This window comes from Dyella sp. AD56, assembly GCF_002878475.1.
Taxonomy (GTDB): Bacteria; Pseudomonadota; Gammaproteobacteria; order Xanthomonadales; family Rhodanobacteraceae; genus Dyella.
The window spans coordinates 1-16,602 of the sequence record NZ_NRDP01000013.1; the positions used below are offsets into that span (position 1 = coordinate 1).

Consider the following 16,602-nt stretch of genomic DNA (forward strand, 5'->3'; position numbering starts at 1 on the left):
ACTCGATCTATCTTTCTGAAGCGTTAGTCCTAACCATAAAACGTCAAGCTTTTGAATTGACTCTTAGGTTAGACGCTTGCATATATGGACATTCAATCATCCACGCAAGACGCCCACACAAGTCACCTGCGCACACTGTCAAAGATCTCAATCACTTGCGGTCCGTTTCCGTTTCCGCTTCGGAACATTTCGTTCCGAGTGAGCCGCTCATCTTACATCGTTTTTCCTGTCCGTCAACACCTTCAGCGAATCGTTTTTGCTGTCGTTGTTGCCGTCCGGATGGCGATGCCAGCGGCGGGAGGCGAATAATAGGCAGGCACCCCATCTTTGACAAGCAATTTTTCAAATTATTTTTGAAGTTTCGCGTAAGACGTTGTTCTCACGCGAAACTCTTTTCATTTGTCGTTCGCAACGACGTTGCGTCGTCGCGAAAAGCTCATGCCTGAGTCAACAACACGCGGGCGAAGTTGCGCTTGCCGATCTGCAAGACCCCTTCAAAACCCGGAACAAATACGCGTTGCGCGTCTTCGACGACTTCTGCGTCGATGCGTACTGCACGTTCTTTGAGCTTTCGGTTTGCTTCCGCATTGCTCGGCGTAAGGCCAGCAGCGGTAAGTAGTGCAGGCAGACGCAGACCTTCCGCGGGCACAGCGATCTCAGTGAGCGGCAACAGACTGGTGTCGCCTTCGCCGCGCACCACTGCGTGCCAACCAGCAATGGCCTGCTCTGCGGTCGCTGCATCATGGAAGCGCGTGGCGAGTTCGCGGGCCAACTTGATCTTGGCGTCGCGCGGGTTGAGTACGCCGCTGGCCACTTCCTGTTTCATGCGCTCGATGTCATCCATCGAGGTTTCGAAGCTGAGTAGCTCGAACCAGCGCCACATCAAGTCATCACCGATCTTCAGCGTCTTGGTGACGATGTCGATGGCCGGCTCATTGATGCCGATGTAGTTGCCCAGCGACTTGGACATCTTGTTGATGCCGTCCAGGCCTTCCAGCAGCGGCATGGTGAGCACGATCTGTGGCGGCTGGCCGTGGTGCTCCTGCAGGGCGCGACCCATCAGCAGATTGAACTTCTGGTCGGTGCCGCCCAGCTCGACGTCGCACTTCAGTGCGACGGAGTCGTAGCCCTGCACCAGCGGGTAGAGGAATTCATGGATGGCGATGGGCTGCTGGCCCGCGAAGCGCTTGGAGAAGTCATCGCGCTCGAGCATGCGCGCCACGGTGTGCTGGGCCGCGAGCTTGATCATGTCGGCGGCAGTCATCTGGCCAAACCACTCGGAGTTGAAACGCAGCTCGGTGCGCTCCTTGTCCAGCACCTTATAGACCTGCTCGGCGTACGTCTCGGCGTTGGCCAGGACGTCTTCGCGCGAAAGCGGCTTGCGGGTGATGTTCTTGCCGGTCGGGTCGCCGATCATGCCGGTGAAGTCGCCGATGAGGAAAATCACCTGGTGCCCGAGGTCCTGGAACTGGCGCATCTTATTGAGGAGCACCGTGTGGCCCAGGTGCAGGTCCGGCGCGGTGGGGTCGAAACCGGCCTTGATACGCAGCGGACGACCGAGCTTGAGGCGCGCGGCCAGCTCTTCCTGCTTGATGATTTCGTCGGCGCCGCGCGCGATGGTGACCAGCGCCTGCTCAAGCTCGTTCATGTATTCCTCAAATTTTCGTTGTGTGGGCATCGCCGGAAAGCAGGGCTTCCGGGCTGGTTCTGTTAAGTGTGCGTTAATCCGAAAATTCGCGCAACTCATTGATGGAAAAGGCGTTGACGCCCTTTGCACAGGGCCGCTATGGTACGCGGCAATTCGATTTTTGTACCCTGGGGAACACCGGGCATGGGTGAGAGAAAAGATGACGCGCGTTCCACGCGCAAACAGGCCATGCGCCGAAAGGCGCAGCAACGGCACTCTCACTTTTACGAACGCTGCGCCCATTGGTCCTTCGGTTGCCACGGTGAGGCCGAGCCCATCCGCTGGCACCGCGAGCGCTGGATCCTCGCTGGCACCGCCCTTCTTATTACAGCCGTTTCTGGCTTCCTGATTCCCGCCTGGGCCAGCGCGATGCGCCCGGACACCATCTCCACAGCCCACGCCGTGCTGCCGCTGGAGTTGCCCAAGGCCGCGCCGGAAGCCACGCAGGCACCGACCGTGGAGGACTGGCACATCGTGCAGGTGCAGCCAGGTCAGACGCTGTCGGACCTGTTCCAGAGCCAGGGCCTGAGCCTCACCGACGTACAGCACGTGGTCGATCAGTCGAGCGACGCAAAGGCGCTGCACCACATCAGCCCAGGCCAGGAGTTCGACTTCCTGCTCGATAGCGACGGCAGCCTTAAGGGCATCCGCTTCGACAAGGACGAGTCGAACCGCAGCACCATGCGCTTCGACGGCGACAAGGCCACCGTCACGGCGGAAGCGCGTGAAGTGGAGCGACGTGAGCACGTCGCCCACGGCTCCATCGACAGCTCGCTGTTCGCCGCCGGCAACAAGGCAGGCATGAGCAACCAGATGGTGCTCAAGCTGGCCGAACTCTTCAAATACGACATCGACTTCGTACAGGACCTGCGCGAGGGCGACAGCTTCACCGTGATCTACGACGACGTATACCGCGACGGCTCCTATCTACACGAAGGGGACATCGTGGCTGCGGAGTTCGTGAATCAAGGCGAGCGCTACACCGCCTACCGCTTCAAGAAGGACGACGGCAGCTACGGCTGGTTCAGCGAAGACGGTCGTCCGATCCAGAAGTCGTTCCTACGCATCCCGGTGGACTTCACCCGCATCTCCTCGCAGTTCAGCGCGGCGCGCATGCATCCCATCCTCGGCCTGATGCGCGCGCACAAGGGCGTGGATTACGCCGCACCGACCGGCACGCCGATCCATGCGGCGGGCGACGGCGTCGTCAAGTTCAAGGGCTGGATGAACGGCTACGGCAACTTCGTGGTCATCCAGCACAGCGGCTCCATCAGCACCGCGTATGGCCACATGTCCAAGTTCGCCACGGAAAAGGTGGGCCAGCGCGTGAGCCAGGGCTCAGTGATCGGCTTCGTCGGCATGACCGGCCTCGCCACCGGCCCGCATCTCCACTACGAATTCCGCGTCAACGACGTGCAGCGCGACCCCCAGACGGTCACCCTGCCCAAGCCCGAGCCGCTGCCGGCCGTGCAGATGGCCAAGTTCAAGGCCCAGGTGGTGCAGCCGCAACTGGCCCGCCTGAAGACGCTGGATTCCAACATCAAGCTGGCCAAAGCCAGCGGCACCAAACGCAACGACGACTGATTCCCTGTGAATGACGCTTCGGCGCTTTATCTTGGCCTGATCTCCGGCACCAGCGCCGACGGCATCGATGCCGCGCTGGTGCGTTTTAAAGACAACACGCCTCAGCTGGTCGATGCATTGGCGCATCCGTGGCCGGAAGAACTGCGCGCGCGCATCCTCGCCGTGGCGCAGGACGAAACACGACTCGACCTTGATGCCTATGGGCGGCTCGACGTCGCCGTCGGGCAGTGTTTCGCCGAGGCGGCGCTGCAGTTGCTCCAGCGCAACGCGGCCCTCGCCTCGTCGGTGCGCGCCATCGGTTCGCACGGGCAGACCCTACGCCACCGACCCTCGGGCGAATATCCTTTCACGCTTCAGGTGGGTGACCCATCGGTGATCGCAGAACGTTGCGGCATCGATGTGGTGGCCGATTTCCGGCGTGCGGACGTCGCCGCGGGCGGCCAGGGCGCGCCACTGCTGCCAGCCGTGCACGCCATGCTGCTGGGTCGTGCTGACGGCGTGCGTGTGGTGCTCAACCTGGGTGGCATCGCAAACATTACGGTGCTGGATCCCAGCGGTAAGGTGTCTGGGTTTGATACCGGCCCGGCCAACGGTCTGATGGATGCGTGGCACCTGCGCCATCGCGGCGGCGCCTACGACGCCAATGGCGCCTTCGCGGCATCCGGCCGGGTGGACGCGGCACTGCTGGCCGCCCTGCTGGCTGATCCCTATTTCGCACTGCCGCCGCCCAAGAGTACGGGCCGCGAGCATTTCCATCTGGCGTGGCTGGAAACCCACGCTGGCGTGGCGGCCCTATCGCCGGCCGATGTGCAGGCCACCCTGCTGGAGCTCTCCGCGCGCAGCATTGCCGAAGCCATCGAGCATCACGCGCCAGCGGTGGTCGACGTACTGGCTTGCGGCGGCGGTGTGCACAACGACGTGCTGATGCGCCGGCTTGGTGAACTACTGGGCACACGCACCGTGGTCAGTACGGCGGCCTATGGCGTCGATCCGGATTATCTGGAAGCCACGGCATTTGCCTGGCTCGCGCGCCAGCGCCTGTTGGGGCTACCGGGCAATCTACCTGCAGTAACCGGTGCTCGAGGGCCGCGCGTGCTCGGTGCGATATACCCCGCACCGCGCTGATCAGAAGCGATCGTCGTCCAATAGGTTACTGCCCTGCGCGAGCGTAGCCGTCGGCGCACGTGACAACGCCTGAATGGCCTCTTGGAACGCGGCTTTCTCCTTCGCATCCCACTGACCGCCCAGCGTGGTCAGCTCGCCCGGATCGAGCATGGTTTCCGCGAAGACGTTCGACGAGGACATGCCTAGTCCATGACGCAGCGCATGCAGCACCACATCATTGATCGACCACTGCCGCTCCTTGGCCAACGTCTTGATGCGTTCGGCCATGAGGCTATCGATATGGCGTATGACGAGGTCCGGCACGGACACTCCCTCCCAATGTCACAAGCCCCCTGTGTTGCTCATCTTGTCACAGGGCTGGGGGGTGAGTGTATCGACCGCTTGGCTAATTCACGCATCGGGCTCACCCGGCCGGGTTGGCCTCGGACTCTGGCCGGTCGCGGGTGAATCGTGGCGACAGGACGACGAACAACAGCATCGCCGGAATCACCGAGATCACCGTAATGGCGAAGTACCCGCCATAACCGATGACGGCGACGAGGCCACCCGCGAAGAAGCCCAGCACTTTGCCCGGAAGATTCACCAGGGAACTCAGCAGCGCATATTGCGTGGCCGTGTGCTGTCGATTCACCAGCAACGAGAGAAAAGCCACGGTCGGCGGTCCCAACATGCCTTCAGCAAAGTTCTGCCCGGAGATCGCCAAGGTCAATACCGTGAGACTCCCCTGGTTTCCGAGCAGCATCAGGTAAAGCAGATTGCTGCAGGCCCCCAGCACGATACACACGCCCAAGGTACGCCAAGCCCCCCAGCGCGCTACGGCCGCGCCACCGACGAAGGCGCCAGCGATGCCGATCCAGACGCCATAGATCTTCGTCACAGCGCCAATTTCGGTCTTGCTGAAGCCCATGTCGCGCATGAACGGATTGAAGATCGTGCCGATGGACTGTTCGGGCAGCTTGAACAGCAGGATGAACAACAGCGTGAGCCCCGCGACAAGCCAGCCGTAACGGCGAAAGAAATCGGCAAACGGGTCGATCACGCTCTCGCGCATCGCCATGCGCCAGCCCGGAGGCGTCGATCGGGCGATCCCGGGTTCACGCATGAAGAGCGTGGTGACGATCGGCACCACCATCGCCATGGCCATGGCCACATAAATCCAGGACCAGGGAATGTGGTCGGCCAGAATCAGCGCCACTGCACCAGCGAGCAGCAGGCCCAACCGATAACCCAGCGCGTAAGTCGCCACCAGGGCGCCCTGGGCGGAAGGCGGCGCGATCTCGATGCGATAAGCGTCGATGGCGATGTCCTGGGTCGCCCCCATGAACGCCACCAGCAATGTCGCCAGCACAAATGGCTGCAACTGATGGGGAGTGAACAATGCCATCAGCAACAGACCGCAAAGCACGCCCAGCTGCGCAAACAGCAACCAACCACGGCGCAACCCTAAGCGCGTAAACAGCGGGAGCCGCCAGTGATCGAGCAATGGTGCCCATAGAAACTTGAGCGCATAGCTCATGCCTGCGCTGGCGATCATCGTGACACTCTTCAGCGCAATGCCGTTGTCCTTCAGCCACAACGACAACGTGACGGACACCAGCAAGAAGGGCAACCCGGAGGAAAACCCAAGTAGGCACATCGTCCAAGCCGCGGGCTCGGTGAACGAGCGCCAGACCGGCGGCTTGCGCGTTGCCGGCGCACCCACCTCAGTCGGCATAGTCGACCGTATACGGCGCGTGGTCGGAGAAGCGCTCGTCGCGATAAATGGAACACCGCTTGAGGCGATCGCCTAACGCAGGCGTGACGATCTGGTAGTCGATGCGCCAACCCACATCGTTGGCGCGTGCATTGCCGCGATTGGACCACCAAGTGTAGTCCTGGCCCTTGGGGTGCAGCGTGCGGTAGCTGTCCACCCAGCCCTGCTTGTCGACCAGGTCGTTGAGCCAGGTGCGCTCCTCGGGCAGGCAGCCGGAGTTCTTCTGGTTGGAGCGCCAGTTCTTGATATCCAGCTCGCTACGCACGATGTTCCAGTCGCCGCACAACACGTAGTCGCGACCGCTCTTCATCCACTTGTCGAAAATCGGCGCAATCCAGTCCATCACGTCGAACTTGAACTGCTGGCGTTCCTCGCCCGATGAGCCCGACGGCACGTACAGCGAGACCACGCTGAGCTTGCCGAAGCGGGCCTCGATGTAACGGCCTTCGTTGTCGAACGGGGCCCAATCCAGATCGGTCAGTACCTCGTCGGGCTCGCGCTTGGCGTAGATGGCCACGCCGCTGTAGCCCTTCTTGCTGCTGGCGTCGCGGTAGAAACAGTGGTGTCCGTCGGGGCGGAACATGGCATCGGTCAGCTGCTCTTCCTGCGCCTTGGTTTCCTGCAGGCAGACCACGTCGGCCTTCTGCTTGCGCAACCAGTCGAACACACCCTTGGTGGCGGCCGAGCGGATGCCGTTGGCGTTGAGGCTGATAATGCGCATATCGGGCGTGCCCTGGCTTTCAATGGATGCGTCATCATAGCAACCATGGCCGAGCCCCCCGATATCCGCGTCGCGCCCATCGAGGCGTCTTTCCGAACCGCCCTGCTTGCCTTGGGCGTGCACGACGATCAGTACGCTTTCGTCGGCCGCATTGCCGTGTCGCTGGCCGACGCGGAAAGCTGCGAAGGCAGCGAGCCCATGGCCATCCTCTGCAACGGTGAACCCATTGGCTTCTATCGCGTGGAGCGACACGCCAACACCATTGCCGAGGTCGAGTTCGCGCGCCCCACGCTGGGTTTGCGCTCCTTCTTCATCGGCGCACAGTGGCAAGGCCGTGGCCTGGGCACGTGCGCGCTGGAGGCCGTGATGCGCGACCTTGCACATCGCTATCCCTGGGCAAGCGATGTGGCGCTCACCGTGAACCTGCGCAATGCCCCGGGCATCGCGCTGTATCGTCGCGCGGGCTTCCGGGAGACCGGGGGGCTGTACCATGGCGGGCGTTCCGGGCCGCAGTACCTCATGTTGTGCGCCCTGCCCCACCCGAATCCAATCTAGAGAAAGCAGCCGTGCACGACTATCAGCGCGATTTCATCGAACTCACCCTGCAGCGCGACGTGCTGCGCTTTGGCGACTTCACGCTGAAGTCCGGCCGCCAGAGCCCGTATTTCTTCAATATGGGCCGCATCGACTCCGGTGCGGCGCTGGCCCAGCTGGGCCGTGCCTATGCCGCTGCCGTGGTGAATTCGGGCATTGAGGTCGACATGCTGTTCGGGCCTGCCTACAAGGGCATCGCCCTGGCCGCCGCCACCGCCATCTCACTGGCGGACCAACACAGTCGCGACCTGCCTTGGGCCTATAACCGTAAGGAAGCCAAGGATCATGGCGAGGGTGGCGTACTCGTCGGCGCGCCGCTGAAGGGCCGCGTGTTGATCGTGGACGACGTTATGACCGCCGGCACCGCCGTGCGCGAGTCGCTGGCGCTCATTCGTGCCCAGGGCGCCACGCCTGCTGGCGTGCTGATTGCGCTGGATCGCCAGGAGCGCGGCCAGAGTGATCTGTCCGCCGCCCAGGAAGTCACTGCCGAGTTTGGTATTCCGGTGATCGCCATCACCAGCCTGGGCGACGTGCTCGCCTATGCGGGGGAGCGCCCGGAACTGGCCGCCGAACACACCCGGCTGGTGTCCTATCGTGAGCGCTACGGCGTCAACGCCTGAGTCGAAGCGTAGTTGGCGAAACCGGTCACATCACCCATCGTGACACCCTGCCGACGCCCTTGGTGTCACGGTAGTGCCGGCTATACTTTCCGCCCACAAGGGGGAATGTCATGCGTAGAACTGCTTTCGTCATCGCGTCGCTCGCGTTGACCGTCGGCCTGCACGCACAGGGGCAGGATGGCACCGGCACGCACTATAGATACCGCTGGAAGGATGCGTCCGGCCTACCGCACTACAGCGACAGCCTCACGTCTGACGCACTCAAGTACGGCTACGACTTGGTAAATGACCACGGCCTCGTCGTCCAGCACGTTGACCGCCAACTAACGCCGGAAGAGCGCGCGGCGGCGCAGAAGGTCGCAGATGCCAAGGCCGCCAGCGACCGCGTGGCGCAGCAACACGCGCGTGACGATATGCAGATGCTGAATGCTTATCCGACCGAGGATGCCTACAAGAAGTCCCAACAGGACAGCCTGGACAACCTCGACCAGCAGATCGCCACGACGCGCAGCAACCTGCGCAGCCAGGAAAAGGCACTGACCGATCTGCTTACGCGCGCTGGCGACGCGGAGCGCGCCAAGCAACCCGTGCCCAAGTTCCTCAGCGACGGCATCACCAAGCAACGCGATGTGGTGGCCCACCAACGTGATGCCCTCGAGCATCAGCAGACGGCACACGATGCCCAGGTACAGAAGAACGCGCAGGATCTGGACCACTATCGCGAACTGAAGACCGCGCAGGACAAGGAACGTCAGGGCCAGTGAGCCACGGATAGCGGCGCAAAAAGAAAGCCCCGGACATGCCGGGGCTTTTTCGTTAGAACGGCAGTTGCAGCGATGGATCCACTGCCAGCAACTGCTGGCGGAACACGTTCTGGATACGCGTGAGCGCCGCCTCGTTATCGGCATCGAAACGCAGCACGAGGATGGGCGTGGTGTTGGACGGGCGCACCAAACCCCAGCCATCCGGCCAGTCCGCGCGCACGCCATCGATGGTGGTGAGCGTGGCGTCGCCAAAGCTCGCCTTCTGGCGGAACGCCTCGATAAAGCGGTAATGCGCGCCCTCGGTCATCTCCACCTTCAGCTCTGGCGTGGACACGCCCTTGGGGCAGGTTGCGAAAATGGCTTCCGGCGTGCGCTCTTCCAGGTCACCGGCAAGAATTTCCATCAGTCGGGCGGCGGCATAAATGCCGTCGTCAAAGCCGTACCAGCGTTCCTTGAAGAAGAAGTGGCCGCTCATCTCGCCGGCCAGCTCCGCGCCGGTTTCGCGCATCTTCGCCTTGATCAGCGAGTGGCCGGTGCGCCACATCAGCGGACTGCCGCCCGCGTCGAGGATCTGGCCCTTGAGATGACCCGTGCACTTCACGTCGAAGATGATCGTGGCGCCCGGCTGACGAGACAGCACGTCGCGCGCAAACAGCATCAACTGACGATCGGGGAAGATGATTTCGCCCTCCTTGGTCACCACGCCCAGACGGTCGCCATCGCCATCGAAGGCCAGGCCAAGGTCGGCGCCGGTCTGCTTCACCGCGAAGATCAGGTCTTCCAGGTTGTGCGGATCGGACGGATCAGGGTGGTGGTTCGGGAACGTGCCATCGACGTCGCAGTAGAGCGGAATGACCTCGCAGCCGATGCCTTCCAGCACCTGCGGTGCCACCGCGCCGGGAATACCATTGCCGCAGTCGACGACAATCTTCATGCGACGCTCGGCTTGTACGTCGGAAGTGATGCGCTCGATATAGTCAGGCACGACATCGACGTGGCGGATATTGCCCTTGCCATCACTTTCCAAGCGATGGCCAGCGATGCGCTGGTAGAGGTCCTGGATGGCGCTTTCCGCCAGCGTTTCGCCACCCACGACGATCTTGAAGCCGTTGTAATCCGGGGGATTGTGGCTACCGGTGACAGCGACACCGCAGCCAGTGTTGAACCGATAAGCCGCGTAGTAGACGACGGGCGTAGGCACGGCGCCGAGATCGATCACATCGATGCCGGCATCGCGTAGGCCGTCGGACAACGCACCTGCCAGTTCCGGCCCGGAGAGGCGGCCATCGCGGCCGATCACTATTTCCGGGAGACCCTTCTCGCGCATCACCGAGCCGATGGCTTGGCCGAGCAGGCGTGCCACATCCTTGGTCAGCGACTTGCCGACCACGCCACGCACGTCGTACGCGCGGAAGATGGTGGGATCGACCGCAACCGGTGCAGGCTGGGCCGGCTTGGGCGGGGCGATGCGGGCGGGCGCCGGCATTTCAGGTTCCGGCGTGGTTTCGAGCAGATCGGACAAAACGGGTTCCTCAACATCATGGTGGACACGCTCGCCAAACAGGCGATTGCGCATCCAGATCAAATACAGGCCACCGGCCAGGCCCAACAGCCCCAGCAATCCGGTCAATGCCCATACGCGCGGCAGCACGATGAAAGCCGATGGCAAAGCCGCGAGAATACTGAAGTTGCTGCCATCGACCGGCAGCCCACTGGCTTCGCGTTCGGCCGACGCGCTGCCCGACGCAAGCAAACGCAAGTCGCCGCGATCGTCGCCCTGGCGAAGCTCCAGTCTGCCGCCGTCCGCCGGAATGGATTCGAAACGCTCCTGCACCGGCCTGAAAGGCAGCGCTGCCCACACCCAAGCCTGCGGATGCGCAGCCGGCCCCACCGGGACAACAAGCGCGAGCACGCGTGCGCCTTTGTTATCGGGCACCGTCTGCGCAAGTGGCTTGCCGTCGGCCGTCTGGGCTGCCATCAACTGCGCCGCCTTGCCATAACCGAAGACGCGGTAATTCGCGTGGAGCACTTCGTCCAGGCTGCCGCTGTAGACATCGACCGCCAGCGCTTGGGGAATAAGCTGGCGCAGCTCGGTGGCCGCCTGGGCTGGATCGGCCACGATGCTGTCGGCGTTGAGCGAATGCACCGCCGCTTCCACATGGCCTCGCTCGCTGGCGATTTCCGCCGCAATGGCGTCGGCCGCCTGCTTCTGCGCAGCGTGCACACGGTCGTTGGCGCTGCTCTCGTCCGCGATCTGCCAGGTCTGCCAAAGGCAAAACAGGCCACCGAGCACCAGCAAGGTGCCCACCGCAAACGGCAGCAGGCGGCGCCCATCGATCGACCCGGCAAGGCCCCGACCGTCCTTGTTTAAGATTTTCGCCATGCCCTGTCCCCACACAGGCTGTCTGATCGCTTTATCCACGGGCATGCGCGCCCGCTCCATGTCGCACTCAGTTGACGCCAGTCGAACCGAACCCGCCCTCGCCCCTCTGCGATGGCGCGAACTCCTGTACCACCTTCAACCGCGCCTGCGCCACCGGCACCAGCAGTAATTGGGCGATGCGATCACCCACTGCGATGGTGTAAGGCTGCGTGCCGCGGTTCCAGCATGAAATCATCAACGGCCCCTGGTAATCGGCATCGATGACGCCAACCAGGTTGCCCATCACCAAGCCATGCTTATGGCCCAAACCCGAGCGCGGCACGATCAGCGCGCACCAGCCAGGGTCGCCAATATGAATGGCCATACCGCTGGGCACCAGCACGCTTTCGCCCGGCTGTAAGGTCAGGGGTGCGTCGATAGCCGCGCGCAGGTCCATGCCGGCACTGCCAACGGTAGCGGCTTGCGGCAGCGGAATCGAATCACCCAGGCGCGGATCGAGGATCTTCAGCTCAACGTCGATCCCACTCCCCACCGTCATGCGCGCACCGCCCGGTACCGCTCGGCCACCTTGGCCACCAGCTGGCGCGCCAGCTCTGTCTTCGATGCGCGCGGCAATTCGATGGCTCCCTCGGGACCATAGAGCGTGAGCGCATTGTCGGCGGCCTCGAAACCGAGACCCCCGCCCACCTGGTTGGCGGCAATCATGTCCAATCCTTTGCGCTTGAGTTTGTCTTGCGCGTAACGCTCCACATCATGCGTTTCCGCGGCGAATCCGACCAAGAAGGGGCGCACGGTTTGCGCAGCCAACGTGGCGAGGATGTCGGGGTTCTCGGCCAGGTGCAGCTCCAGCGGAGCGCCATCGCGTTTCTTGAGCTTGTGGTCGGCCACTTCCGCGGGGCGGTAGTCGCCCACGGCAGCGGCGGCAATATAGATGTCCGCACCTGCCGTTGCCGCCACCACCGCATCGCGCATCTGCTCGGCGCTGCGCACGTCGATGCGCCGCGTGATGCCCGGCGGCGTCGCCATGCTCACGGGGCCGGCCACCAGCGTCACGTCGGCGCCGACCTGCGCGGCGGCTTCCGCCACGGCGAAGCCCATGCGACCGGAGCTGCGGTTGCCGATGAAGCGCACCGGGTCGATGTCTTCATACGTCGGTCCCGCGCTCACCACGACCTTGAGCCCACGCAACACCTGCGCCCCGAACGAGGCAACGATGGCTTCGCGCAGCTCCAGTGGTTCCAGCATGCGGCCCGAACCAATGTCACCGCAGGCCTGATCGCCCGAAGCCGGACCAAGCAAATGCGCGCCGCGCTGGCGCAAGGTATCCACATTGGCTTGCACGGCAGGATGCGCCCACATCTGCTGGTTCATCGCAGGCGCCACGTAGAGCGGTGCGGCACTGGCAAGGCAGACGGTGGTGAGCAGGTCGTTCGCCATGCCATGTGCGAGGCGTGCGATCAGGTCGGCGCTGGCGGGGGCGATAAGGATTCGCTCGGCCCAACGCGCCAATTCGATATGACCCATGGCCGCTTCGGCCTCGGCATCCCACAGGCTGGTGCGTACGGGCTGGCCGGACAGCGCCTGGAACGTGGTCGCACTGACGAAATGCGCGGCGTTCTCGGTCATCACCACGCGCACCTCGGCACCAAGGTCACGCAGGCGACGAACCAGTTCACACGACTTGTAGGCAGCGATGCCGCCAGACACGCCCAGCAAAATGCGGCGTTGGGCAAGACTCATGGTGATTGGGCCTGACTACCGTTTGGCCCGGTAGCTTACCGGAATCATTCGTCCGGCTCGGTGAAACGGGGGCGGGCAGCTCATCACCGCCCGCCATCGTCTTAGCCCACCGCGCGGGGACGCAAAATGTCCTCCAGACCGATGCGGCGCAGCAGCTCCGCGCGGACGCGGTCTGCTACGCCGTTGACGATCTCCACACCGTCCTCGGACGGGTCGATATGCACGCGGAACGGACGCTTGCCGAACGGCTTGCCCACCACGTCCACGATGGCCCGGGCGACCGCCTCCGGGTCCGCATCCGCCGGTTCCAGCGATGCCAGCCCCTTGAACGCCACCTCGCCGAAGTCATGGGTCGGGCCCTCCGCATACACCTTGGCCACCGCGTCATCGGCCGGTGCACCGGCATGCGCAAAGTGATTGGTACCCTGGGTGAAGGCACCCGGCACCACGATGGAGGTCTCGATGCCCCAACGCGCCAGCTCGCCCGCATAGCTCACCGCCAGCGAATCCATGCCCGCCTTGGCCGCGAAGTACGGCGCCAGGTACGGCGGCGTGCCACCGCGCACGCTGCTGGAGGACACCCACACCACCAGCCCACGTCCCTGCTTGCGCAGTGGCGGCAGGGCCGCGCGATTCACTCGCTGCGTGCTCAACACATTAGTGTCGTAGAGCTGAGCAAACTGTTCCGGCGTAAAGGCCTCGGCCGGGCCGTAGGCCATGTGGCCCGCATTGTGGATCACCACATCCAGCCGCTGATGTGTGGCGACGATTTCCGCTATGGCGGCATCGACGGACGACTGCGAGGCCACGTCCATCTCAATGGCGCGCAGCTCCACGCCATGCTCCTGCGCGTAATGCGCCATCTCTTGGACGCGAGCCGCGTTGCGCCCAGTGGTTTCGCGCATGCCGGCATACACCGTGTGGCCTGCATGGGCGAGGGCGCGCGCGCTCATCAGACCGAAGCCGCTCGACGCGCCCGTAATAACGATGACGTTCTTCATGATGTGTTCTCCAGGGAGAGTGGAAGGAAAATCAGATGACGCCACCGTTGGCGCGCAGAACCTGACCATTCACCCAGCGACCATCCGGGCCAGCGAGGAAAGACACGACACCGGCGATGTCCTCGGGCGTACCCAGGCGCTCCAGCGGAGCCAGCTTGGCGAGTTGGTCGATCTGCTCCGGCGTCTTGCCCTTCAGGAACAGGTCCGTGCCGGTGGGGCCCGGTGCCACCGCGTTCACCGTGATGGCGCGGCCACGCAGTTCCTTCGACAGAACGCGCGTCATCGATTCCACCGCGGCCTTGGTGGCCACATAAACGCCATAGGTCGGGAAATTCAGACCCACCACGCTGGTGGAGAAATTGACGATGCGCCCGCCGTTGCGCAGACGTTTGCCGGCCTCGCGCAGCGTGTTGAAGGTGCCCTTGAGGTTGATGGCAACGGTGCGGTCGAACAGCGCATCGTCCGATTCGGCAATGGGCGCCAGCTGCATGACGCCGGCGTTGTTCACCAGCACGTCCACGCCGCCGAACGCGGTTTCCGCCGCATCGAACAGACGCCGCACCGCGACCGGGTCGGCGACATCGGCCTGGGCAGTCAGAGCGCGGCCGCCGGCATTTTCGATCTGCCGGGCCAGTGCCTCGGCGGAGGCCGCATCGCCGGCGTAGTTAATGACCACCGTAAAGCCGTCGCGGGCAAGCCGCTCGGCAATGGCGGCGCCGATGCCACGGGAGGCGCCAGTGACGATGGCGACGGGGTTGGAAGCCTGTGCAGACATGGGGAGCATCCTCGGAAAGGGCCGACCAGGTGTCGGCGTAGGCAGAGGATGTTCTTTTCCTATAGGCGGATAATCTGCTCAAATTCGCCATCATCATTCGGCCATAGCGAACAAATGGACAAGGTCGACGCCATGCGCCTGTTCACCCGCATCGTGGAGCGCCGCAGCTTCACGCTCGCCGCACAGGATCTGGAACTGCCCCGCTCCACCGTCACCGAGGTGATCAAGCAGCTGGAAGCACGCCTGGGCGTGCGCCTGCTCGAGCGCACCACCCGACAGGTGCGCCCCACGCTGGACGGCGAGGCCTATTACCAACGCTGCCTGAGCATCCTGGCCGAGATCGAAGAAGCCGAAGCGGCCTTCACCGGTGCGCGTCCCACCGGCTTGCTGCGGGTGGACGTGCACAGCGTGCTGGCGCGTCACTTCATGCTGCCGGGCCTGCCCGACTTCCTCGCGCGCTATCCGGGGATCCAACTGCGCATCGGCGAAGGCGACCGTTACGTGGATCTGGTGCGCGAAGGCGTGGACTGCGTGCTGCGCGTGGGCAAACCCACCGACAGCAGCATGATCGGGCGGCAGATCGCCGTGCTTCCCGAGGGCACCTACGCCAGCCCGGCGTATCTGAAACGCCACGGCACGCCATCGACGCCCGACGATCTCGAGGGGCACCAGATGGTGGCCTTCGTGTCGTCGGCTACGGGCAGTGTGCTGCCCCTGGAATTTCGCCACGGCGATAGTGCGCGCGATGTCCTGCTTCCGTACGCGGTAAGCGTGGCAGGTGCGGAGATGTACGTCGCCACCGCGCGCCTCGGCCTGGGGCTGATCCAGGTACCCACCTACCGCGTGCAGGACGACCTGGCGCACGGCACACTGGTGAACGTGCTGCCAGGCTTTCCACCCACACCATCGCCCGTCTATGTGCTCTATCCACAGAACCGGCAGCTATCGCCACGCGTACGCGTCTTCATCGACTGGCTCGGCGCGGAATTCGCCAGGCGGCTACCCGCCTGACCCGCCGACGGCACGAAGACCGACACATCCGGCGGCCCCACACCGATAGTCGCGCACCGTGGCTCACGGCACGCTTGTCGAATGAGCATCCGTGAATGGCCCCAGGGCGAACGTCCCCGTGAAAAACTGCTGGCGCGCGGTTGCGCTGCCCTATCCGATGCCGAGCTAATCGCCGTCCTGCTGGGAAGCGGCGTGCCCGGCAAGGACGCCATTGCCCTCGGGCGCGAGCTGCTCGGCCAGCGCGGAGGCTTAAGCGCTCTGCTCGCTGATCCCAGCGGCATGGTTCGGCTGCGCGGCATCGGCCCGGCCAAGCACGCCCGCCTGATCGCCGCGCTGGAACTGGCCCGGCGGGCGCTGGGCGAACAACTGCGGGAGGTACCCGCCTTGAGTAATCCCCGCGACAGCGGCGACTACCTGCGGGCGCAGCTGCGTCATCTACCTTACGAGGTGTTTGGCTGCCTGTTCCTCGACAATCGCCACCGGGTGCTCGCCTTTGAAGAACTCTTCCGAGGCACCATCGACAGCGCCAGCGTCCACCCCCGCGAAGTCGTCCGCGCCTGCCTGCGCCACAACGCGTCGGCCGTGATCCTCGCGCATAACCATCCCTCTGGCATCGCCGAACCCAGCGCCGCCGATCGCACCATTACCCGGGAACTGAAAGACGCCCTGCAACTGATCGACGTGCGGGTGCTCGATCATCTGGTGATTGGCAGCGGAGAACCGGTGTCGATGGCGGCGTTGGGCTGGGTGTAGCCCAAAAAAACAACGGCGCGGGGGGAGAGTCCGCGCCGTATGGCCGTCTTGTGGGGAGGAAGGAGAGGTACGGCGTTCTCCTGACCCCGTC

Annotated in this window: 16 protein-coding genes; 7 read left to right on the forward strand and 9 right to left on the reverse strand. The window is 63.8% G+C overall.

The window, feature by feature from the left end; translation table 11 throughout:
- Positions 1 to 436 precede the first annotated feature (436 nt).
- The gene (gene tyrS, locus DyAD56_RS10590; RefSeq protein ID WP_102302737.1) at positions 437 to 1,648 is read right to left on the reverse strand and encodes a tyrosine--tRNA ligase; all 1,212 of its coding nucleotides are present in this window, start codon (positions 1,646 to 1,648) and stop codon (positions 437 to 439) included.
- A 183-nt stretch (positions 1,649 to 1,831) separates the two neighbouring features.
- Between tyrS and DyAD56_RS10595 the strand changes: the two genes are divergently transcribed.
- Positions 1,832 to 3,271 (forward strand): peptidoglycan DD-metalloendopeptidase family protein, encoded by a 1,440-nt coding sequence (locus tag DyAD56_RS10595; protein WP_102302738.1) that lies wholly within the window; start codon positions 1,832 to 1,834, stop codon positions 3,269 to 3,271.
- A 6-nt stretch (positions 3,272 to 3,277) separates the two neighbouring features.
- Complete coding sequence (locus DyAD56_RS10600) at positions 3,278 to 4,396, forward strand: anhydro-N-acetylmuramic acid kinase (RefSeq protein WP_102302739.1); 1,119 nt, start codon at positions 3,278 to 3,280, stop codon at positions 4,394 to 4,396.
- Here DyAD56_RS10600 and DyAD56_RS10605 read toward each other — a convergent pair whose 3' ends face one another.
- From DyAD56_RS10605 to DyAD56_RS10615, 3 genes are all read right to left on the reverse strand, one after another.
- Entirely contained in the window at positions 4,397 to 4,699 is a 303-nt protein-coding gene (locus tag DyAD56_RS10605) for a hypothetical protein (RefSeq protein ID WP_233202375.1), read from the reverse strand.
- 100 nt (positions 4,700 to 4,799) lie between these two features.
- A complete protein-coding gene (locus DyAD56_RS10610; RefSeq protein ID WP_233202376.1) occupies positions 4,800 to 6,110 on the reverse strand; it encodes an MFS transporter in 1,311 nt (436 codons plus the stop codon).
- Positions 6,100 to 6,870, reverse strand: coding sequence for an exodeoxyribonuclease III (locus DyAD56_RS10615; protein WP_102302741.1), 771 nt, complete (start codon positions 6,868 to 6,870; stop codon positions 6,100 to 6,102). Before DyAD56_RS10615 ends, DyAD56_RS10610 begins: the two co-directional genes overlap by 11 nt.
- A gap of 45 nt (positions 6,871 to 6,915) precedes the next feature.
- Between DyAD56_RS10615 and DyAD56_RS10620 the strand changes: the two genes are divergently transcribed.
- The 3 genes from DyAD56_RS10620 to DyAD56_RS10630 all read left to right on the forward strand — a co-directional run bounded on the left by DyAD56_RS10620 (position 6,916) and on the right by DyAD56_RS10630 (position 8,848).
- Positions 6,916 to 7,425, forward strand: coding sequence for a GNAT family protein (locus DyAD56_RS10620; RefSeq protein WP_102302742.1), 510 nt, complete (start codon positions 6,916 to 6,918; stop codon positions 7,423 to 7,425).
- Positions 7,426 to 7,436: 11 nt separating this feature from the next.
- On the forward strand, positions 7,437 to 8,084 hold the full coding sequence (gene pyrE, locus DyAD56_RS10625; RefSeq protein WP_102302743.1) for an orotate phosphoribosyltransferase: 648 nt from the start codon (positions 7,437 to 7,439) through the stop codon (positions 8,082 to 8,084).
- Positions 8,085 to 8,194: 110 nt separating this feature from the next.
- Positions 8,195 to 8,848, forward strand: coding sequence for a DUF4124 domain-containing protein (locus tag DyAD56_RS10630; RefSeq protein ID WP_102302744.1), 654 nt, complete (start codon positions 8,195 to 8,197; stop codon positions 8,846 to 8,848).
- Between the two features lie 52 nt (positions 8,849 to 8,900).
- On the opposite strand, the gene DyAD56_RS24480 is transcribed toward DyAD56_RS10630, so the two are convergent.
- The 5 genes from DyAD56_RS24480 to DyAD56_RS10655 form a co-directional block, all read right to left on the reverse strand.
- The gene (locus tag DyAD56_RS24480; RefSeq protein WP_102302787.1) at positions 8,901 to 11,231 is read right to left on the reverse strand and encodes a phosphomannomutase/phosphoglucomutase; all 2,331 of its coding nucleotides are present in this window, start codon (positions 11,229 to 11,231) and stop codon (positions 8,901 to 8,903) included.
- A gap of 67 nt (positions 11,232 to 11,298) precedes the next feature.
- The gene (dut, locus tag DyAD56_RS10640) at positions 11,299 to 11,769 is read right to left on the reverse strand and encodes a dUTP diphosphatase (RefSeq protein ID WP_102302745.1); all 471 of its coding nucleotides are present in this window, start codon (positions 11,767 to 11,769) and stop codon (positions 11,299 to 11,301) included.
- Positions 11,766 to 12,971, reverse strand: a complete 1,206-nt coding sequence (gene coaBC, locus DyAD56_RS10645) for a bifunctional phosphopantothenoylcysteine decarboxylase/phosphopantothenate--cysteine ligase CoaBC (RefSeq protein WP_102302746.1) — start codon at positions 12,969 to 12,971, stop codon at positions 11,766 to 11,768. The genes dut and coaBC overlap by 4 nt, the downstream gene beginning before the upstream one ends.
- A gap of 101 nt (positions 12,972 to 13,072) precedes the next feature.
- Positions 13,073 to 13,972, reverse strand: a complete 900-nt coding sequence (locus DyAD56_RS10650) for an SDR family oxidoreductase (RefSeq protein ID WP_102302747.1) — start codon at positions 13,970 to 13,972, stop codon at positions 13,073 to 13,075.
- 31 nt (positions 13,973 to 14,003) lie between these two features.
- Complete coding sequence (locus DyAD56_RS10655) at positions 14,004 to 14,747, reverse strand: SDR family oxidoreductase (protein WP_102302748.1); 744 nt, start codon at positions 14,745 to 14,747, stop codon at positions 14,004 to 14,006.
- 114 nt (positions 14,748 to 14,861) lie between these two features.
- On the opposite strand from DyAD56_RS10655, the gene DyAD56_RS10660 reads away from it, so the two are divergent.
- On the forward strand, positions 14,862 to 15,758 hold the full coding sequence (locus tag DyAD56_RS10660; protein ID WP_102302749.1) for a LysR family transcriptional regulator: 897 nt from the start codon (positions 14,862 to 14,864) through the stop codon (positions 15,756 to 15,758).
- Between the two features lie 81 nt (positions 15,759 to 15,839).
- On the forward strand, positions 15,840 to 16,511 hold the full coding sequence (radC, locus tag DyAD56_RS10665; protein ID WP_102302750.1) for a DNA repair protein RadC: 672 nt from the start codon (positions 15,840 to 15,842) through the stop codon (positions 16,509 to 16,511).
- Positions 16,512 to 16,602 lie beyond the last annotated feature (91 nt).